At 59.8% G+C, this 20,666-nt stretch carries 17 protein-coding genes and 1 pseudogene; 5 read left to right on the forward strand and 13 right to left on the reverse strand.

Annotation, left to right across the window (positions count from 1 at the left end; all coding sequences use genetic code 11):
- The first annotated feature begins 1 nt into the window (after position 1).
- The 3 genes from J0663_RS22945 to J0663_RS22955 all read left to right on the forward strand — a co-directional run bounded on the left by J0663_RS22945 (position 2) and on the right by J0663_RS22955 (position 3,018).
- Positions 2-1,381, forward strand: coding sequence for an aspartate aminotransferase family protein (locus J0663_RS22945; RefSeq protein WP_207245201.1), 1,380 nt, complete (start codon positions 2-4; stop codon positions 1,379-1,381).
- A gap of 14 nt (positions 1,382-1,395) precedes the next feature.
- Positions 1,396-2,469 carry an alcohol dehydrogenase family protein gene (locus J0663_RS22950; RefSeq protein ID WP_207245203.1) on the forward strand — a complete coding sequence of 358 codons (1,074 nt, stop codon included), beginning with the start codon at positions 1,396-1,398 and terminating at the stop codon, positions 2,467-2,469.
- A 174-nt stretch (positions 2,470-2,643) separates the two neighbouring features.
- Positions 2,644-3,018, forward strand: a complete 375-nt coding sequence (locus tag J0663_RS22955) for a DUF4112 domain-containing protein (protein WP_375337002.1) — start codon at positions 2,644-2,646, stop codon at positions 3,016-3,018.
- A 25-nt stretch (positions 3,019-3,043) separates the two neighbouring features.
- Here J0663_RS22955 and J0663_RS22960 read toward each other — a convergent pair whose 3' ends face one another.
- The 6 genes from J0663_RS22960 to J0663_RS22985 form a co-directional block, all read right to left on the reverse strand.
- Positions 3,044-4,081: a Gfo/Idh/MocA family protein gene (locus tag J0663_RS22960; protein WP_207245205.1), complete on the reverse strand. Its 1,038-nt coding sequence runs from the start codon at positions 4,079-4,081 to the stop codon at positions 3,044-3,046.
- A 27-nt stretch (positions 4,082-4,108) separates the two neighbouring features.
- The gene (locus J0663_RS22965; protein WP_207245208.1) at positions 4,109-4,894 is read right to left on the reverse strand and encodes a ThuA domain-containing protein; all 786 of its coding nucleotides are present in this window, start codon (positions 4,892-4,894) and stop codon (positions 4,109-4,111) included.
- Between the two features lie 62 nt (positions 4,895-4,956).
- Complete coding sequence (locus tag J0663_RS22970; protein WP_207245216.1) at positions 4,957-5,982, reverse strand: ABC transporter ATP-binding protein; 1,026 nt, start codon at positions 5,980-5,982, stop codon at positions 4,957-4,959.
- 10 nt (positions 5,983-5,992) lie between these two features.
- Complete coding sequence (locus tag J0663_RS22975; RefSeq protein ID WP_207245218.1) at positions 5,993-6,823, reverse strand: carbohydrate ABC transporter permease; 831 nt, start codon at positions 6,821-6,823, stop codon at positions 5,993-5,995.
- Positions 6,823-7,809: a carbohydrate ABC transporter permease gene (locus J0663_RS22980; RefSeq protein WP_207245220.1), complete on the reverse strand. Its 987-nt coding sequence runs from the start codon at positions 7,807-7,809 to the stop codon at positions 6,823-6,825. The genes J0663_RS22975 and J0663_RS22980 overlap by 1 nt, the downstream gene beginning before the upstream one ends.
- Positions 7,810-7,874: 65 nt before the next feature.
- Complete coding sequence (locus J0663_RS22985) at positions 7,875-9,137, reverse strand: ABC transporter substrate-binding protein (RefSeq protein WP_207245221.1); 1,263 nt, start codon at positions 9,135-9,137, stop codon at positions 7,875-7,877.
- Between the two features lie 271 nt (positions 9,138-9,408).
- On the opposite strand from J0663_RS22985, the gene J0663_RS22990 reads away from it, so the two are divergent.
- Positions 9,409-10,422, forward strand: a complete 1,014-nt coding sequence (locus J0663_RS22990; protein ID WP_207245225.1) for a substrate-binding domain-containing protein — start codon at positions 9,409-9,411, stop codon at positions 10,420-10,422.
- A gap of 21 nt (positions 10,423-10,443) precedes the next feature.
- Here the strand turns inward: J0663_RS22990 and repC are convergent, their stop codons facing one another.
- The 6 genes from repC to J0663_RS23020 all read right to left on the reverse strand — a co-directional run bounded on the left by repC (position 10,444) and on the right by J0663_RS23020 (position 18,099).
- Entirely contained in the window at positions 10,444-11,748 is a 1,305-nt protein-coding gene (gene repC, locus J0663_RS22995) for a plasmid replication protein RepC (protein WP_207245226.1), read from the reverse strand.
- A gap of 153 nt (positions 11,749-11,901) precedes the next feature.
- The gene (repB, locus tag J0663_RS23000) at positions 11,902-12,903 is read right to left on the reverse strand and encodes a plasmid partitioning protein RepB (RefSeq protein ID WP_207245227.1); all 1,002 of its coding nucleotides are present in this window, start codon (positions 12,901-12,903) and stop codon (positions 11,902-11,904) included.
- A 1-nt stretch (position 12,904) separates the two neighbouring features.
- Positions 12,905-14,098: a plasmid partitioning protein RepA gene (repA, locus tag J0663_RS23005; RefSeq protein WP_207245228.1), complete on the reverse strand. Its 1,194-nt coding sequence runs from the start codon at positions 14,096-14,098 to the stop codon at positions 12,905-12,907.
- 359 nt (positions 14,099-14,457) lie between these two features.
- The gene (locus J0663_RS23010) at positions 14,458-15,483 is read right to left on the reverse strand and encodes an ABC transporter permease (protein ID WP_207245230.1); all 1,026 of its coding nucleotides are present in this window, start codon (positions 15,481-15,483) and stop codon (positions 14,458-14,460) included.
- A 43-nt stretch (positions 15,484-15,526) separates the two neighbouring features.
- Complete coding sequence (locus J0663_RS23015; RefSeq protein ID WP_207245231.1) at positions 15,527-17,068, reverse strand: sugar ABC transporter ATP-binding protein; 1,542 nt, start codon at positions 17,066-17,068, stop codon at positions 15,527-15,529.
- Between the two features lie 68 nt (positions 17,069-17,136).
- Positions 17,137-18,099, reverse strand: a complete 963-nt coding sequence (locus tag J0663_RS23020; protein WP_207245233.1) for a sugar-binding protein — start codon at positions 18,097-18,099, stop codon at positions 17,137-17,139.
- Positions 18,100-18,423: 324 nt separating this feature from the next.
- On the opposite strand from J0663_RS23020, the gene J0663_RS23025 reads away from it, so the two are divergent.
- Positions 18,424-19,527: a LacI family DNA-binding transcriptional regulator gene (locus tag J0663_RS23025; RefSeq protein ID WP_207245240.1), complete on the forward strand. Its 1,104-nt coding sequence runs from the start codon at positions 18,424-18,426 to the stop codon at positions 19,525-19,527.
- A 126-nt stretch (positions 19,528-19,653) separates the two neighbouring features.
- On the opposite strand, the pseudogene J0663_RS23030 reads toward J0663_RS23025, so the two are convergent.
- Positions 19,654-20,405 (reverse strand): annotated as a pseudogene (locus tag J0663_RS23030) (SDR family oxidoreductase).
- Between the last annotated feature and the right edge of the window lie 261 nt (positions 20,406-20,666).

A 20,666-nucleotide genomic window follows, 5' to 3' on the forward strand; every position in this document is an offset into this window, starting at 1 on the left:
CATGCTCGACAAAAGCAACGAACTCACCGCGTGGGATCGCGACCACTTCTTTCATCCCTCAACCCATATGGGCATGCATGCGCGCGGCGAGACTCCGACGCGCGTCGTCGCCGATGGCGAAGGCGTCTACATCACCGACACGAGCGGCCGCAAAAGCCTCGATGCCTTTGCCGGACTATATTGCGTCAATGTCGGCTATGGCCGTCAGGAGATTGCTGATGCCATTGCCGAACAGGCGAAAAACCTCGCCTATTACCACGCTTATGTCGGCCACGGCACTGAAGCCTCGATTACGCTTGCGAAAATGATTATCGACCGGGCGCCAGCCGGCATGAGCCGCGTCTATTTCGGCCTTTCCGGCTCGGATGCCAACGAAACCAACATCAAGCTCATCTGGTATTACAACAACATTCTCGGCCGGCCGGAAAAGAAGAAGATCATCTCGCGCTGGCGTGGTTATCACGGCTCCGGCGTTATGACCGGCAGCCTCACCGGTCTTGCGCTTTTCCATAATGCCTTCGATCTGCCGCGCGCCCCGATCCTTCATACTGAAGCGCCCTATTATTTCCGCCGGCCCGACCGGTCGATGAGTGAAGAGCAATTCTCGCAATATTGCGCCGACAGGCTGGAGGAGATGATTCTCGCCGAGGGGCCAGATACCATCGCGGCCTTCATCGGCGAACCAATCCTCGGCACCGGCGGCATCGTCCCGCCCCCGCGAGGCTACTGGCAGAAGATCCAGGCGGTGCTCGACAAATACGATATCCTGCTGGTCGCAGACGAGGTCGTCACCGGCTTCGGCCGCCTCGGCACGATGTTCGGCTCGGATCACTACGGCATGAAGCCGGACTTGATCACCATCGCCAAGGGCCTGACCTCGGCCTATGCTCCGCTTTCCGGCTCGATCGTTTCGAACAAGATGTGGCAGGTGCTGGTGCAGGGTTCCGATCAGCTTGGCGCAATAGGCCATGGCTGGACCTATTCCGCCCATCCGATCTGCGCTGCCGCAGGCATCGCCAATCTGGAACTGATCGACGAGCTCGGCATCGTCGACAATGCCGGTACGATCGGCACCTATTTCCGGTCGCGATTGCAAGAGGCGGTGGGCGGCCATCGGAACGTCGGCGAGGTCCGAGGCGACGGTCTGATGGCGGCAGTCGAGTTCGTCGCGAACAGGGACGATTGCAGGTTCTTCGATCCCGGGCGCAAGATCGGCCCGCAGGTCGCATCCGCCCTTCTCGAACGCGGCGTCATCGGCCGCGCCATGCCGCAGGGCGATATTCTCGGATTCGCTCCGCCGCTCTGCCTCACCCGCGAAGAAGCAGACCTCGTCGTCGAGGCGGCCGCGGACGCAATCGAGAGCGTTTTCAAAGCCATCTGAGAAGGAGAGCCCCAATGACGATCCCGGAGAAGATGGCGGCGGTATTGCTCACCGGCCATGGCGGCCTGGAAAAGCTCATCTATGAAACGGATGTACCTGTCCCGACCCCAGCGGCGGGCGAGGTGCTGATCCGTGTCACCGCCTGCGGCATGAACAATACCGACGTCTGGGTGCGCGAAGGCGCCTACGGCACAGAGGATGACCCTTCCGCCGTCTCCACCTGGCGCAGGCAGGGAAACACGCTGACATTCCCGCGCATCCAGGGCACCGATACCGTCGGTCGTATCGTCGGCGTCGGTTCGGGCGTTGATTCCAGACGCATCGGCGAACGCGTCATGGTCGACTTCTCGATCTATAATCGCGACGACGACAGCCTTGCCGATATCGATTACATCGGCCACGGGCGGGATGGCGGCTACGCCGAATACATGGCGCTGCCTGCCGAGAACGCCCATGTCGTCGCAACCGATCTGACCGATGTCGAGCTCGCCACCTTCTGCTGCGCCTATCTGACCGGCGAACGAATGCTGGAGCGGGCAAGACTCGTCGCCGGCGAGCGCGTACTCGTCACCGGCGCTTCGGGCGGCGTCGGTTCAGCGATCATCCAGCTCGCTCGCGCTCGCGGCGCCATCCCGATCGCGATCGCAGGTCCCGGCAAGGAGGCGGCAATGATCGATATCGGCGCTGAAGCCGTCGTAACCCGGGGCAAGGGCGATCTTGTCGAAGCAGTCCATTCCGCAACGCGTGGCCAGCCAATCGACGTCGTCGCCGATCTGGTCGGCGGACCGCTGTTCAACGATCTTCTGAAGGTTCTGCGCCCGGAAGGCCGCTATACCACGGCCGGCGCGATCGCCGGCCCCGTTGTCCAGCTCGATCTGCGGACCATGTATCTGAAACAGCTCGAGCTGCACGGATCGAGCCAGGGGAGCCGCGCCGATTTCCGCAGGCTCGTCGGCTATATCGAAAGCCGCAAAATCCGGCCCCTCGTCGGCGGCGTCTATCCGCTGTCGGACTTCCACCGGGCGCAGGCCGAATTCATGGCAAAGAATTTTGTAGGCAAGCTGGTCGTCGTCCCCGACGCGAGATGATCTTCGGAGCGCCGCACGAACCTTATCGGGTTTGCGGCGTTCCACCGCCATGGAAAACGCTTTCGATCGCATCAAGTACACGCAGCTTCGGACGATGGAAGGCATCCCTGCATTCATGATGGAAGCGCAGCGATCCGTCGCTCGCCCGGGCCGCAGATGCCAGGTTCCAATGCCATGAGATACCCTACCGCCGCCGAACTCGGCAGAATCCGCCGCGCTGCGGCGATCGCTCGCCTCATGGACACCGCAGTCAGATTGCCTTTCGGCGTCCGGATCGGCGCGGACTCGGTTCTCGGTCTCATCCCCGCCGTCGGCGACGTTGCCGGTTCCCTCGTCGGTCTTTTCATCATTGACGAGGCAAGGCGTCTCGGCCTTCCCGCCCATAAACTCGCCCGCATGGCGGTCAATCTCGGCGTCGACGCGGCCTGCGGCACGGTTCCGCTGATCGGTGATCTCTTCGATGTCTATTTCAAGTCTCACCGCAGGAACGTCGGCATCATCCTCGAGCACTTCGGCATCAGTGAAGACGAGTTGAACCAACGCATGTAACGAGCCCGACCGCCCTGCGAAGAGCCTAAAGCTCAGTCAGGGCACCGGCCGTCTTGACTGCGTGATCAAGAACAAATTGCAACTTGGCGGCATGGCCGAAACCCGGCTCATCCGGCTCCCCCTTTTGCACGGCGTTTGCAAATCGCTGGAAATTGGAAATGACCGGCTCAACCTCGATCTTGCGCCAGATCGCCTTATCGGCATCAGCGCCTTCACAGACCCTGAGGGTCGAGCCTTCAGGCGTATGAACCACCTCCAGCGCGCCCTTGTCTCCATGCAGCCGCAGGCGCAATTCGTTCAGATGACCGGTTGCCCAGCGCGTTGCATGAATGACGCCAGCCGCGCCGTTTTCGAGTTCGGCCATCATCAGGAAGCTGTCATTTGCATCGAGCTCATATTCTCCGATCCGGTTCCCGGGGCTCTTGTCGAAAACCTTGAGATGCGATGCCGCCGCCTTGACATCGCTTCCGGCGGCAAAAACCGCGAAGTCGAGAATGTGGATACCGACATCGCCAAGCACGCCATTGGAGCCGTGCTTCGTCGACAGGCGCCAAAGCCATTGCGACTCTTTGGTCCAGTCGCCCCAGGCCTTTGAGACCAGCCAACTTTGGAGATAGGACGCTTCGAAATGGCGGATGGCGCCGAGACGCCCTTCAAGTACCATCTTTCGTGCAGCTTGCAGCGGCGCGACGTTACGATAGGTGAGGTTCACCATCGTGACCTTGCCGGACGCCGCCGCGGCGTCGGCCATCTCCTTGGCTTCGCGGTAGTTGACCGCCAGCGGCTTCTCGCAGAGCACATGCTTGCCGGCGGCGAGTATCTTCATCGTCGTGGCGTAGTGCGCACGATCCGGCGTCACATTGGTCACGGCATCGAACTCGCCCCAGGCAAGGGCGTCGTCGAGCGAGGTGAAAGTCAGCGGGATACTGTGCCTGAGCGCGAAGGCCCGCAGCCGCACCTCATCCGTATCGACGGCGGCAACGATTTTGACGCCGGCGATTTCCGAGAAGTTCATGGCATGGGTATTTGCCCATCCTCCGGTTCCGAGAATGATCAAGCGCATTTTTGTCCTCATGGTCGTTTTTCGAATTCAGCGATAACCGGCTTCGCCGGCCTGGTGCAGTTTCGGTCCGCGTTCGACGATCGGTTCCAGTGCCTTTTCTACCGGCACATTCGGAGCCTCGGTGATGCCGGTCAACGCGCCTTCAGGGTTATAGGCCCACTTGACGCCGTTGATCAGCACCTTCTGGATAGTGGCGTCGTAATAGGTCGGATAGGTCTCGTGGCCGGGGCGGAAATAGAAAATGTTGCCGGCGCCGCGGCGCCAGGTCAGGCCCGAGCGGAACACCTCGCCGCCCTGGAACCAGGAGATGAATACCGTTTCGAGCGGCTCCGGCACCGAGAACTGCTCGCCATACATTTCCTCGTTCTCCAGCTCGAAATGCTCGCCGATGCCGGCGGCGATCGGATGGCGGGGATTGATCGTCCACAGCCGCTCGCGCTCGCCCGCCTCGCGCCATTTCAGCGCGCAGGGCGTGCCCATCAGCCGCTTGAAGATCTTGGAGAAATGGCCGGAATGCAGAACCAGAAGGCCCATGCCCTCCCAGACACGCTTGGCGACGCGCTCGACGACGACGTCGGAGACAGCGCCGTGATCCTTGTGGCCCCACCAGGTCAGCACGTCGGTTTCGGCAAGACGGGCTTCGCTTAAGCCATGCTCCGGCTCCTGCAGCGTCGCCGTGGTCGCCGAGATGCCCGGGTCGGTATTCAACGCATTGGCGATCGTCGTGTGCATACCCTCGGGATAGATGCCCCGGACGATCTCATTGGTGGTCTCGTGGATGTTTTCACCCCACACAACGGTGCGTATGGTCACGTCGTTTTCTCCTTGTATTGCGAGCGGATCGAGTCTTGGGAGGAACATCGTTCCTGGGAAGGTCAGGCAGCCTGCACAGAGTGACGCTCGAGCGCCCTGCCCGAACGATCGAAACGGTGGACGTGGCCGGCAAGCGGGGCGAGGCCGAGTGTCCGGCCCGGCTCGTGACGGGAGACGCCCGCCTCTCGCACGACGAGCGGCTCGTCCGTCCCTATATCCACATAGACGAAGCTGTCGGAACCGAGGATTTCCGAGTGGATGACCGTGCCGTTCCAAACAGGCGACTCGGGCGCGATGCGAATATGCTCTGCGCGCACGCCGATCGTATGGCTGCCATAAGGCTGCGCCAGTTCGCCTGAGAGAAAGTTCATTTTCGGCGAACCGATGAAGCCGGCAACGAAGACCGAATTAGGGCTTTCGTAGAGTTCCAGCGGCGTGCCGATCTGCTCGACGACGCCATCCCTCAGCACGCAGATCCGGTCGGCCAGCGTCATGGCCTCGACTTGATCATGCGTCACATAGATCATTGTCGTGCCGTGCATGCTGCGATGAAGCTTCGCGATCTCAAGCCTCGTCGCGACGCGAAGTGCCGCATCGAGGTTGGACAGCGGCTCATCGAAGAGAAAAACCTTGGGATCGCGCACGATTGCCCGGCCGATGGCAACGCGCTGACGCTGCCCGCCGGAAAGCTGCCGCGGCAGGCGCTCCAGGTAGGATGAAAGCTGCAGCATGCCAGCCGCCTGTTCGACGCGCTTTCGACATTCGTCCTTTGTGCGTCCCGACAGCTTCATGCCGAAAGCCATGTTGTCGAAAACCGTCATATGCGGATAGAGCGCGTAGGACTGGAACACCATAGCTATCCCTCTCTTCGAGGGCGCGTGCTGGTTCACCATCACGTTGTCGAAGGCGAGCGTTCCCGACGTAATGTCCTCGAGGCCGGAGATAAGCCTAAGCAAGGTGGACTTGCCGCATCCCGAAGGCCCCACGAAGACCATGAACTCGCCCCGGCGGATGTTCATCGTCACGCCTTTGATCACCTCGAAAGCGCCGAAGCTCTTGCGGATATTCTCCAGTCTGATCTCTGCCATGTTCTGCTCCTCAACCCTTGACGCCGCCGGCGGTCAGCCCGGAAATGATCCGGCGCTGGAATATCAAGACAAGCACGACAACCGGAACGGTGACGATCACCGAAGCAGCCATGATGTTGCCCCAGGGAATTTCGAATTCGCTGTTGCCCGACAGCAGCGCGATGGCAACCGGCACGGTTCGTTGCGTATCAGACGATGTGAACGTCAGCGCGAAAAGGAACTCATTCCAGGCGGTGATGAAGGCGAGCAGCCCGGTCGTCACCAGCGCTGGCCACATCAGCGGCATGAACACCTGGGTGACAATGACCCATGGCGAGGCGCCGTCGACGATTGCCGCCTCCTCGATCTCGATCGGCAGTTCGCGCATGAAGGTGGTCAGCACCCAGACGGTGAACGGCAGTGTGAAGATCATGTAGGAAAAGATCAGCGCGAACGGCGTGTTGAAGATGCCGATCCAGCGAATGAGTTCGAAGAGGCCCGCAAGGACGGCAATCTGGGGAAACATCGACACCGAGAGGATGGTCAGCATCAACAGTGCCCGTCCGCGGAAATGCACCCGGGCCAAAGCAAACGAAGCGGTGATCGAAAGCAACAGCGAAGCTGAAACCACGACGCAGGCGATCATCGCGGAATTCGCGAGACTGCGGACGAAGCCGCCCTGGCCCATCACGGAAGCATAGTTGCCGAAGGAAATCGAGGTCGGCCAGTAGTCAACTTTGAAAAGGGCCGTGCCGGTCTTCAGGCTCGTGAGGATCGCATAGTAGAACGGAAATATCGCAATGATGACGATGATCGTGACGAGCAGATAGAATAGCGTATTTCTGGCGATCGAAAGCAGCATCAGCGTTCCTCCCCGCCGAGCCTGACGCGGCCGAGCCAGATATAAAGGATGGTGACGGAAGCAATGATCAGGAAAAGCACCGTCGACGCGGTGGCGCCGTAGGCGAACTTGTCGAAGTCGAACAGGTTCTCACGCGCCATGACCGACATGGTCTTCGTCTGCGCATTGTTGGGCGTCAGCACATAGATCAGATCGAAGATGCGCATCGCATCCAGCATCCGGAAGATCACGGCGACCATGATGGCAGGCCGGATCAGCGGCAGCGTCAGACGCCAGAAAACTTTTATTGGATTGACGCCATCGATCTTGGCCGCTTCGTAGATATCTCCCGGCACCATCTGCAGTCCGGCAAGGATCAGAAGCGCCATGAAGGGCGTCGTCTTCCAGACGTCGACGATCAGGACCGCGATCATCGCCGTTTCCGGATTGGCGGTCCAGGCGATTTTTTCGCTGATCAGGCCGAAGCCGAGCAGAACATCATTGAGAATGCCGAACTGGTCATTGAGCATCCAGGCCCACATCTTGGCCGAGACGATCGTCGGGATCGCCCAGGGGATGAGGATTGCGGCCCGAACGATCCCACGCCCGACGAACTGCGCGTTCAGCACCAGCGCGACGATCAAGCCGAGCATGGTCTCGATTGTCACCGACAGGAAGGTGAATTTGGCGGTGTTCCAGACGGCGTTCCACCAGACTGGATCGGCAAGCAGCCCGCGATAGACGGTCCTGCCGCTCTTCAGTGTCACCCAAGACAGATAATTGCCAAAGCCGACGAACTGGGCATTGCCAAGATCGTTGAGTGACGCATTGGTAAAACTGAAATAAATCGTTCTGAACAGCGGCCAGCCGGCGACAATTGCCAGGATCAACAGCGTCGGCGCCAGAAACACCCAGGCCGATCGAATGCGCTCTGATCGCAGTTCCGTAGAGGCTTTGAGATTGGAAACCCGCGGTTCAACTGCTTGGGGAACTACGATTTCAGTCATGAAACGCCTTCCTGTTCAGCCACTCGGAGATTGGACCGACGACCTGGGGTCGCCGGTCCCGATGCTCACCAGGCGTCGCCCATGAGGGTCGTCAGGTCGGCTTCGAGAAGCTCGAGGTTCTCGGCGGCCGAGCCGCTGCCCGACAATGTGTTGTGCACTGCCGTCCAGAACTTCGAGGAGACTTCGTTGTACTTTACCTTGGCTGTCGCCGAAGGACGCGGCACCGCATCCTGGAAAATGGGTTTCCAGTTCGGCATGAAGGGTTGCGCGGCGGCAACATCCTTGTCGTCATAAAGAACGGCCAGAGTCGGCAGATTGGACAGCTCGATGGCACGGGCCTTTTGGACGTCCTTCGATGCCAGGAATTTTACGAGCGCGATGGCTGCTTCCTGTTTTTCGGAATATTTCGAAACCGCCAGATTCCAGCCGCCGAGCGTCGAAGACGGTTTGTCGCCGGTGGCTGCAACCGGCAGCGTCGTCACGTCGAACTTGCCTTTCACGGCGCTGTCGGCGCCGTTACCGAGGGAGTAGGCATAGGGCCAGTTGCGCATGAAGACGGCGTTGCCTGTCTGCCAGACGCCGCGCGATTCCTCTTCCTGATAGGCAAGCACGCCGGGCGGCGAGATCGTGCCGATCCAGCCCTTGGCGCGCTCAAGCGCTGCTGCCGCCTTCTCGTTGTTGATCGAGATCGTCCCGTCCGGCTCGACGATCTGACCGCCGCCCGACGACTTCACCCATTCCAGCGCATTGCAGGTGAGCCCCTCGTAGGAATTGCCCTGGAAGACGTAACCCCAGAGATCCTTCTGGCCGGCCTGACGTTCCTTGTCCTGGATCTCCTTGGCGGTTGCGGCCATCTCATCCCAGGTCTTCGGCGGCTGCTTGCCGTATTTCTCGAGCAGGTCCTTTCGGTAAAACAGCGCCGGAGCATCTGTAAACAAAGGTAGCGCCACAAGTCGGCCATTGACAGTCTGCGAGGCGATGATCGACGGGAAGAACTGGTCGACCACGTCCTTGGTGGCGTCCTTCAGATCGATAAACTGGTCGGCAAGCTGCGGCGCCCAGATCACGTCGGTCTGATAGACGTCGATGTCCTTGTTTCCCGCCGCAAGCCACAGGCGATATTGAGAAAACTGCTCGCTGCTCGATGATGGCATGGTGACGAGCTTGACGTGATTGCCGGTATTCTTCTCGAAAATTGCGAGCTGCTTGTTAAGGAATTCGACGTTTTTCCCCGTGGTGTTCGCGGCAAACGAAATTTCAGCGGCATGGATTGGGCCGGCAGCGAGAGCGACGCTGAGGACTGACAAGGCTAAGGCAAATGTTTTCATGATCTCCTCCCAGAAATTGAAATCGATTTGGCCGCCAAACCATTGCAGAAGGTCAAGCAGGCGTCAAGTCATTATAAACATCATCTTTTGGTTGTGTTTTAACTGATAAATGGCAAAACTTATAGGGTCAGGGCGGTATTTTCTGAGTTCCAGGGGCGGCCATTTGGAGCAATGAATTGAAACCGCTTTCAATTTCGGTCGAACTGACACTTGTCCGTTGCGCATTGCCAACACTTCGTCCATTGATTTGCCGGGACAAAGAAGACATCCGATGAAACTGCGTGAATTTGCAAAGCAGCTTGGGCTCTCTCCGACGACAGTCAGCCGTGCGCTCAGCGGCTACCCCGAGGTGAGCGAAGCCACGCGCGCCCGGGTTGCGAGCGAGGCGATGCGGCTTGGCTATCGCCCCGATATCAATGCCGTGCGGCTAAAGACCGGGCGAGCCGGAGCGATCGGCGTCATGATGGGGCGCTCGGGAGAAATCCATTTCGCTGAGTTCATGGCGGGGATGGCGCAGCGCCTGGAAACGGCCGATACGGATATTCTCATCACGCCTATTACCGCGCACAATGACGATGACGAGATCCAGGCCTACCGACGCCTGGTCGAAAGCCGCCGGGTGGATGCGGTGATCATCCATTCGCCCCGCCCCAGGGATCCGCGGATCGAAATGCTGAACAACCTAGGCCTGCCTTTCCTGGTCCACGGCCGTTCGGAGACCGAGCACGTTCACGCCTGGCTCGATATCGACAATGAAAATGCCGTGCGCAGAGCCACCGAGCACCTGCTCGATCTCGGGCACCGGCGCATTGGCATGATTAATGGCCTGCGGGGCAAGACCTATTCCATCCATCGCGAGCAGGGTTTTCGGATAGCCCATCAGGAGCGTGGGCTCGCCGCAGATCCCAACCTGATGGTCTGCGATAAATTCTCCGACGAAAGCGGCTTTCGCCATGCCCGCTCGTTTCTGGAGAGCGCCAATGCCCCGACCGCCATCGTTGCCGGTTCCACCATGACAGCGCTTGGTGTCTACCGTGCCGTCCGTTCGCTTGGGATGACGGTGGGACAAGATGTTTCCGTCATCGCTCATGACGACGTCTTTCCCTATCTGACGGCTGAAAATATGGTGCCGTCGCTCTCGAGCACGCGATCCTCCATGCGTGCTGCAGGCACTCGTTGCGCCGAGCTGACACTACAGCTTATCGCTGGGCGCGCCGCAGATGAGATCCATGAATTGTGGCCAGTCGAGTTGATCCTTCGGGAAAGTACGGCGCCGCCGCGCTGACTGCGCTGCAATCGAAGTCCATCAGCCAGCATCGCGCCGCACTCCACCATTCGCCCGAACCAGCGCCATCAGCATCGGACCGATCGCAAATTCGCCTCGCTCGGTCCTGCGGGTCAAATCGCGGAGATAACCGCCGGGCGAGTTGATGTGCCCGCCCCGTTCCAGAATGCAGGCGATCACTGTCGCGGCGTTCTCCGGCCCCATGCCGGCGCAGGCTTCCTCATAGGCCGAGGGGCTGACGCCGAGCATCGAGCGGACGATAACGGCGGCCGACATCAGATCGCGCCAGTTGCCAATCGTTCCGCCCGGCCCGTAATCGAGAATTTGTGGGCAGGCCTGGAGAACGAGGCCGAGCGGGAAGGATTTCAGCCTATGTCCCGCCGCCGGATCGGCCGCCCTTGATATTTCGGGGTTCATCCCTGCAGACTTTACCGCCTGCTTCAGCCTCCGCTCTTCCCGCGGCCCGGCATCCGGGTCCTTGTCGACCGCTGCCTTTGCGCCCTGCTTCGTCTCGAAGCTTGGTTCAAGTTCAGATGTGGAGTTGGGGTTTGAATTCTGTTTGTGGCGCTCAGTTTGAGACTCATTGGCGTCTACTTTTTTGACTTTTATATGTCTTTCCAGCAGGTTGACGACTTCCTCACGCAGCAGTTCCATCTCGTCGAGCAGCGGCGCCAATTCTTCCGCGCTCGCCACGCGCGGAATTCTGAGAACGAGTGCGCGAAACATCATCGAAATGCGCTCCCAGTCGCCCGGAACAGCTTCGTCGAGTGCCGCCGCAATCAGCTTGGAGATATCGCGACGGCAGACCGTCAGGCGTTCCCGCGTCACCCTGGTGAGCTCCCGATCGGCAATCGCCTGGGCCGCCAGAGTTTCGATCTCGACAGCGCGGGCAAGCAACGGAGCGACGCTGAAGCCGAAAGCCTCACCAACGGCCCCTTCCCTGTCGCGGCGCGCATAGCGCTTTCCGTTCGGGCTGTCTTTGCGCAGGATCAGGCCGGCCTCCACCAGCACCGCAAGGTGCCGCCTCAGCGTCGCCGGCGTCATGCCTCGGGCACGCAGCGAAAGCTGGGCGTTCGAGGGAAAGACTATCAGGCCTTTTTCCTCGGAAATCTCGTCGTCTGGGTAGAAGGTCAGAAGCGCATCGAGCACCGTCAGCGCCCGGTCGGTCACGCCGAGCGCCGGCCGCGCTTCGCAGATCGCGCGAAACAGTTTCCATTTGCCGCGTTTCATTCCCGGCTCGATCGTCTCGGCCAGTTGCTGGTTTGCCAGCATGCCAAGCGACATCGGCCGCCGCCCAAAGGGCGTCGTCACATATCCACTCTCCATTGCCTTCACCTTCGTTCAGGCAAAAGAAAACCATCCACCAATTTGGTGCCTAAGACGCTTGACTGTGATTCGTGGAAATGCGATTCTCGATGTGCTTAAGATCTGAGAAGGGCTTCCACGACGGCGTCGTTGGGGGCCTTTTTCTTTTGCGCGCTACGCTCCTCTGTGCTTTTTGAACTCCTGGAACAGGCCCTGCAGCCGTTCCTGGACGAATTGATCGAAACCGGGCGCATTCTTGCCGTCGAAAACAAAGGTGGCACCGGACGCTGTCTTCTTGACTGTCACCGGCACGCCGCTGACCTCTGCTTTGACCGCTGCGAGCTTCGGCGCGGCCGCCTTCTTCGTTGCCAGCGCGAATGCTCGATGGAACCGCTCGTCACTCGAAATCCTGCCCGCGTCGTCCGCGGACAACTTCGCGACGATCTTGTCGACATCGGCCTTCTCCAGCCGCTCGCCGAATTCTAGCCATCGCCGCCTACCGATCTCAGGCGCAGCACCTATGGCGTTGATGAGCGTCAAGGGCACCTGCCGCATCACGATCAGCATCCTCGACAGCGCCGCCTTGTCGACGCTCAGCGCCGCCATGATGACGTCGCGGCTGAAACCGCGTTCCTCGAGCCGCGACGCGAAGAGCGCCCGTTCGATATAGGAAAGATTGGTGCGGGCGCTGTTTTCCTGCCCCTGGCTCACGACCAGCTGGCCATCGGTGAGATCGCGGACGACCGCGCGCACCCTGATGCCGATCTCTCTCGCGGCCGCCAGGCGGCGATGCCCATAGGCAACCTGATAGCGGCCTTTGGCTTCCGGATGCGGACGAACGAGGATTGGGACCTGCTGCCCATGCTCGCGGATCTGGTGGACGAGTTCGGCGAGTTCAGCCGCGTCGATCGCCAGGCGATCGCTGACGAAGGAAGCATCGATCAGTCCGGGATCAAGTTCGACAATCATCTGGCCGGCGGCAAGCTGGCGTTCCAACTCGCTGGCACGTTCCATCTTCTCGGTGATGTTGCCGAGCGTCTTGGTGATGCCGCCGACCGGCCCGCCGCTGCGTTCCTGCGGTACGAAGCCGGCAATCGGGCGATTGTCGCGCGGCGCGACCGCTTCCACCCGTGCGGGGCTCGGTGCTGAAACTTCGATAAGGTTCTTGCGCGCCATCCTATCTCCTTCCCCAGGTGGAGCGAATATGCGCTTCGATCTCACCATTCACGAGGTTCAGCGACTCCAGCGCCCGATCATAGGTTCCGCGCGTGAATTGCGACCGCTCGACCTCGTAGAGCGTCTGCTTGGTGACCCCTGCGTCGGCGACGGCCGTCGATTTCACCATGGCATTGTGGAGCATGCGATTGCCGAAAATCGCCCGCATGAAGCCGGTCATCTGGCTCTGCGGACCGTCGTTCGGTTCGAACCGCGTCACGAGATAACGCATCCAGTCATAGCTGGTGCGCCCGCCGGCCTTCTCGACGACCGACATCAATTCGCTGGTCATCGTCAGGAACTGCGACATCGACATGACGTCAAGCATTTGCGGGTGGACAGTGATCAGGACCGAGGTCGCGGCGCAAAGCGCTGACATGGTGAGGAAACCGAGCTGCGGCGGGCAGTCGATGACGACGACGTCGTAGAGGCTCTCGATATCGGTCAGGACCTCGCCAATACGGGCGAAGAACATCGTCTCCGCCGTACCCGATGCCATCGCCTTCGGCGTCTCGTGCTCGAATTCCATCAGTTCGAGATTGCCGGGGATGAGATGCAGGTTCGGCGTGTAGGTGGCGCGCACGATGTCGGCTATAGGACGCGGATCGTCATAGCGGATCGCGCCATAGATCGTTTCGCCCTCCCCGACGTCGAACTCCGGCTGATGGCCGAACAGGGCGGACAAGGAGGCCTGTGGGTCGAGATCGACCGCGAGCACGCGGTAGCCCCGGAGCGCCATGAATTGCGCGAAGTGGGCCGCGGTCGTGGTCTTGCCCGAGCCGCCCTTGAAATTCATCACGGAGACGACCTGGAGCTTTTCGCCAGGCCTGCGAGCCGGCACATATTTCGGCGTTCCGTTGCGCTCGTCGAGAACGCGGCGGATCCGGTCCATGTCGGTTGCGCTATAGAGCCGGCGTCCGTTTGCGAGCGGATCCGGGCCGTGGCCGTCGGCCGCCACCTGCCGCAGATAGCCTTCGCCAATGCCGATGAAGGCCGCGGCCTCCGCTGGAGAAAACGTCCTGATCGTCTTTTGCGAGAGCGGGGGAAAGATTTTGGCCTGATGCTGCTGAAGTTGATAGGATAACTCCTTCGCATCCGTTGCCAGAAGCGACGGAAGGTGCTCTTGATCATCTTGAAGAGCAAGACTCGGCTGCATGATCTCTTTCCCACGTAACTGCGCAATTTTGAACGAAAGCGCTTCAGTTGCGCAGTTACTATATGCCGCGATTCGTGACCGAAATACAAATGCTTAACCAAGACCGCGCATCACCCCAGGTAAAATCGGCTTCGAAACCAAGCGATTTGCGGACTGGAGCGCGGTGATTCGCGCGGCCCGAAACGCCGATAAGGCAAGGGCCCCCATTCTTGTTATCACATGAAATTCATTGGATTTTTGCGACGCCGCTCAACTGGGCAGACAGCCGAGCCAGCTATCGCCAACTCCGTCTCGGCAACATACTGATGGCCATGGCAACTATCTCGACGAACAGCCGCAAATAACCGCCAAGGATGTTCCTAGTCCCGGTTTGCAACGATCGGCAAGCTTGCTTCGCTTGGCCGACCGGATTCAGCCTGTCGTGCGGCGGAGACGAGGCGTCGCTTTGCGCGGATCGAATGCCATTGTTGGTCTATCAGGACGCCGATCAGGATCACGCCGCCCATGACGGCGAAGTTCAACGACGAGGGAATGCCGAGCAGGTTCACAAGATTTTGCAGCTCTTGCAACAGGACTGTGCCGAGCACGACGCCGACGATCGATCCCTCGCCGCCGCGCAACGAAAAGCCACCGAGCACAGCGGCGGCAATCGCGTAAAGTTCGTAGAACTGACCATGGCTCGCCGGCGAAATGGAGCGCGTGTACATGGCGAAATAGATCGCCGAGAGCGCCGTAAGCAGTCCGCAGATGATATAAGCAGTCATAACCAGTCGATCGGTCCGGATACCTGAATAGCGAGCAGCCTCTTCGTTCTTTCCAATCGCGTAAAGATAACGTCCGAAGACGGAGCGATGCAGCACCAGCCACATCGCGACGCCAATAATGACCAAAGCAATGAAGGTGATGGGAATGCCATAGAACCGGCCGGCGGTCAGAAATTCGAGCTCGGGGAAACTCTGCCCGAAGGCAAACCCCGCCGTTCCGTCGGCCGTATAGAAGCGCGCTGCCCCGCGATAGATCAAGAGGCCGCAGAGGGTGACAACGAAGGGCTGCAATTTAAGCCGGGTGATAAGCCAGCCGTGGACGGCGCCTATGACTGCTCCAAGCAGGAGAATGAGCGGCAGCGCCAGCGCCCAAGGCATATATTGTACGGCAACGAAATCGACGAACAGTACGCCGAGAAGCGCTACGAGCGAGCCCACCGAAAGCTCGATACCCCCCGTAATGATAACAAAGGCTTGTCCCATCGACAGGATGCCGAACAGGCCGATCAGGTTGGCGGTGTTCGCAAGGTTGATCGGCAGCAGGAAGCGCGGATTGATGATGGCAACGACGATGCCGACGACGACGATCAAAAGCAGCAGTCCGAGATCTTTTTTGATCATTCGAGATTCCATCCCCGACATCGGTTTCTCATGGCCGCAGCCGCTATTTTACGCTTTTGCCGACGGCAAGCAAAAGGACACTTTCCTGGCTGAAGTCGTCCTCCTCCAGAATGCCTGCAACCTGGCCCTCGTGCATGACGGCGATGCGGTCGGAAACGCCAATCACCTCCTCCATGTCGCTGGAGATCATCAGGATCGCGACACCGGCATCGGCAAGCGCTCGCATAAGGCCGTAAATCTCATTTTTCGCGCCGACATCGATGCCGCGCGTCGGCTCGTCAAAGATCATCACCCTCGGGCTCATCGACAACCATTTGGCCAGCACCACCTTCTGTTGGTTGCCGCCGGACAGGGTGCCGGTTCGCGTCGACACAGAGGGCGCCTTGATACCGAGACGAACACGCTGCTTTTCAGCGGCCGCAGTCTCCCGCTCAGCCGAAAGCATGAAGCGGCGGGAAATCCTGGGGAGATCGGCAAGGGTTATGTTCTGGGCGATCGGAAGGTCAAGAAGAAGACCATTGCGCTTGCGATCCTCCGGCACCAGGAAGATGCCGCGAGCCACGGCGTCCCGGGCAGAATTGATGTCAATTTGGCGTCCATCCTGCAGAATGATTCCGCCGTAACTCCGGTCGATGCCGAAGAGTACCCTTGCAAGCTCCGTGCGGCCTGACCCAACGAGGCCTGCAAGCCCCAGGATTTCTCCGTACCTGAGTTCCAGGTCGACCGAACGATCTGGATATGCTCCGGTGCGCACGCCGCTGACCTTCAATGCGACCGGACCTGGCGAGCGCTGGGGTTTGGCTGTGCGGGCTGCGAGCAACCGCCCGATCATCAGCTTGACCATCTGATCATGGCCGATGTCCTTCCTGGCCAGCGTGCCAACAAGCGTGCCATCGCGCAATACGACCACTCGGTCCGCAACCCGCTCGACCTCGTGTAGGCGGTGCGAGATGAAGATTACGCTGATACCATCCGCCTTCAGCAACTTGATGATGTTCAGGAGCCGCTCGGTTTCGGCCAGCGGCAGGCTAGAGGTGGGTTCATCGAAAATGACAAGCCTTGCCTTGATGGACAGCGCCTTGGCAATTTCCACCATCTGCTGCTCGGCAAGGGAAAGCGACGCTACGGGGGTGTCGGCGGAAAAATGCGCCCCTACGCGCTTCAAGAGTGGGGTCACCATCTCTCGAAGTCGAGCGCGATCGACAAACTTAAAGGGTCCCGCCTTCAAGGGCTCACGGCCCAGGAGGATATTGGCGGCAACGTCCAGATTGTCAAAGAGGTTGAGTTCTTGATGCACAAAGGCGATGCCCGATGCAATGCTCGTTTCCACGGTGAGGTGGCGATGTTCTACGCCGTCGAGCAGGATCACGCCCCGATCCGGAGCGATCACGCCGCCGAGAATTTTCATCAGCGTCGATTTTCCGGCCCCGTTCTCGCCGACCAGGCCGATGACCTCTCCCGGCACGATGTCGAGCGACAACCCCTCAAGCGCCACGACGCCTGGATAAGTCTTGGAAACGCCTGAAAGCGAAAGGAACGGCGTTGCAGGCGCGGCCGGTGAGGGGATGTCTGAGCTCTGGTTCATCGCCTGTCCAAGACTGATGGTGCTGCGGCATGAAACGGCGGCGGGGAGAACCCCGCCGCAAAAGAGGATTACTTTCCGGCCATGGCCTTCAGGTTAGCGGCATATTTATCAACATCATCCTTGCCGATGATCACTGTCGGAATGATGATCAAGCCGTTGCTGGGAACGCCGGATTTGTCTCCCTTGAGGTAGGCGGCCATCAACTTCATCCCCTGATAAGCCCATTCGAATGGCTGCTGCACGACGGTTGCTGCGACCGTGCCTTCCTTGACGCCGCCGAGCGTGATCGGATCGTCGTCAAAGCCGACCACGGTGATCTGACCAAGCTTTCCGGCGTCGCGCAGCGCTTCATAGATGCGTGGTGTGTTATAAGAGTAGAAGCCGACCATGCAGGTCACGTCCGGACTCGCCACCAGCGCATCCTCGACATTCTTTTTTGCGCGTGTCTGGTCGATATCGTCGCCGCGTACATCTGTCAGCTCTATCTTCGTACCCTTAAGCCCATCCTCCATGCCCTGGATACGTTCCTTGGCGTTATCGGCGCCGAGGAGCCCGACGAAACCGATGCACTTGCCGCCATCCGGCATCGCCTTCTTGGCGATTTCGGCCGCCTGCAGACCGGCGTCGATGTTGGATGAGCCGATATAGGCAACGCGGTTGGTCTGCGGCGCGTCGCTATCGGTGGTGAAAAGAGCTGTCTGTGAGCCGATCTTGTTCAGCCCTTCAGTCTGGGTCTTGGGATCGACTGCGGAAACCATGATCCCCTTGACGCCAGCACTGACCAGATCTTCCATCAGACGTTGCTGAATGGCTACCGATGCCTGCTCAGGATACTTCAGCTCCAGTTGGTAGTCAGGCAATTCGGCCTGGGCTTTCTTCACGCCTGCTTCCGCGGCTTTCCAGAAGTCAGACGCTCCGTTGACGACGAAAGCAAGAGTCGGCTTGTCGGCGGCATGAGATACTGCAATTGGCGCCGCGCTCAGTATCAGCCCCGCAAGGAACAAGGCTGCATTGCGTTTCAGCTGTTTCATGGCTACCTCCCGAGGGGCCGCGGTCGCGCAGGCCCGTTTGCGATATACGGCCGGCCGAATGCGCGCCCCCTCCCAGGGCCGTCGATAACCGACGAATGGCATTGGTTCCGATCGCTCCCTGACGGTATACAAGAATCTTAATTAGTAAATAGTATTATCAATGCACATCAAAACATTTCATCAGGGAGGGGCGAAAATGAAGTTTTTCGACGCCGATTCCTAAGATAATACAGGCGTTAACGTGATTGCCATGAATTTCGGACAGGTGATAATATTTATTATCCAGAACGTTGTTTCTTTCAGAACCGGAGATCGTTCCCGCGAATGCGAAAGCCCAGGACCCAAAAGAAGCCCGCAATAAACAAGCCAGTTCGCGTGACGATGATGGACATCGCCGCGGCGGCCGGCTGCTCACAGGCGGCTGTTTCCTTCGTGCTCAACGACACGCCCGGCACCCGCATCTCACAGCAGACCCGCGACCGTGTATTGGAGGCTGCGCGCGCGCTCGGCTACATGGGAACAAGCTATACCATGAAGGCCTCTTATTCGGGTCTCGACAACGTCATCGGTTTCGCCGTGGATCAACTCGCCACCAGTCCCGAAGCAATCGTCGCAATCGAGGGCGCCCGGCAGGCCTCCTGGAACACGGGCAACGTGTTGTTGGTCACCCAGACGCTGGGTGATCCCGTCATGGAGCCCAAAGCAATCAGAGCGTTGACCAGCGGCGGCATATCCGCGCTCATATACATGACGATCTATACCAGGGAGGTCCACCTTCCTTCTTACGTCTGTGAGCTCAAGATCCCGACCGTATTGTTGAACTGCTACACAGCTGATCATGCCTTTCCAGCCGTGGTGCCGAGCGAGATCGCAGGCGGCCAGAGCTCCACCCGGCACCTGATCATGCACGGCCACCATCGCATCGGAACGATTACCGGCGAGATTTGGATGCAGGCTGCGCAGGACCGGCTGACGGGATACCGCCGTGCACTTGCGACCGCCGATATACCCTTTGATCCGGAATTGGTCATTGAAGGCGACTGGTCGGCCGGCGCCGGCTATGCCGCCACGATGAAATTGCTTGCGTTGAAGGAACCGCCGACCGCGATCTTCTGCCAGAACGATCGAACTGCCGTGGGATGCTACGAGGCCCTCAAAGATGCCGGGCTGCGCATCCCCCAGGACATGTCGGTGGTCGGTTATGACGACGAAGAAATCTCGCGACACCTCGTACCGACACTGACCACTTCGGTCCTTCCGCACCTCGCCATGGGTCAGTGGGCAATTGAACATCTCAACCTGCAGACCATGCCTGGCAAGCGCTATCCAATCACGAAGCTGGAATGCTCGCTGGTCAATCGTCATTCCGTCGCTGCGCCGAGGACCAAGGCGCGGCATATCTTCGATGGCGCGCAAGCGCCGCGATAGGGACGAGACGGCCGAGCGGACGTGGCACAGGCCAGATGCCCGGACGACATCGTGCTCCAGCTAAAGATCAGAATCGGATTCAACGTTCGGTACGACCAAGCCAATCGCCAAAATTCAAGGAGGCCGTTAAGCCGCAATCGACTGATAGAGCCAGTCGGAGAGCTTCTGCCTCGCCATGCGTGCGCCGACATTCGGAAGCAATACGTCGCCCGTCAATTCGACACCGAAATAGGAGGTGGAGGGATTGGTGATCACCTGCCGCTGGTCTTTGTTCGCGGCAAGAAAGACCCGGGCGATGTCGTCGATGCCGAACTGTTCCGGGCCGCCGATCTCGATGATATTGCTCAAGGGATCTCCGACTGCCAGTTCGGCCAGGAACGCCGCGACGTCTTCAGCCGCGACCGGCCTCATCAAGGCCGGGGGCAAGCGAAGGATGTTGCCTTCGGCACCGATGTCGATCACGCCGTTTATGAATTCGTAGAACTGGGTGGAGCGGAGGATCGTGTAGGGTCGGGTCGAAGCCCGGATGAGATTTTCCTGTACTGCTTTCGCGCGGAAGTAATCGCTTTCCACCAGACGCGGCGTGCCGACGATGGAAAGCGCGAGATAGTGGCGGACGCCGGCTTCCGCCGCGGCCGAAAGCAGGTTCTTCGTCGATACCTTGAAGAAATCAAGCGCCGAACTGTCGCCGAAGGAGGCGGCATCGGTCACATCGACGACGACCTCGGCGCCGGCCATTGCCGCTGCGAGGCCCTTGCCCGTCGCCGTATCGACGCCGAGCGACGGAGAGGCGGCCGTGACGTCGGGCCCGAGCTCCGCAGATCCGCCCTCAGTTGCGTTCCGATAAGCCCGCTTGCTCCCGCTACCATGATCTTCATGTCGGCATCCTCCGTTGCATCTCATCCGCATGCCCGCGCGGACGGAGAATGATCGGAACACCGGACACCTTCCATCATGCTTGAGGGTCGGAGGCCTCAGACGCAGGGCATAGCCGAACCAGCCCAAAGTGAAGGGTGCCTCATCGGGAAGATAGGAGAGCATCGTCCGCGGCCGAAACTTCCGGCTACATTCCCGCGCAATGCATGGTTTTCCATGAGTTGCGGTTGTGGTGCTACAGGATTAGCGTTCGAATATGAGCT

Origin of the sequence: Rhizobium lentis (assembly GCF_017352135.1) — a bacterium.
GTDB classification, from domain to species: Bacteria; Pseudomonadota; Alphaproteobacteria; order Rhizobiales; family Rhizobiaceae; genus Rhizobium; species Rhizobium lentis.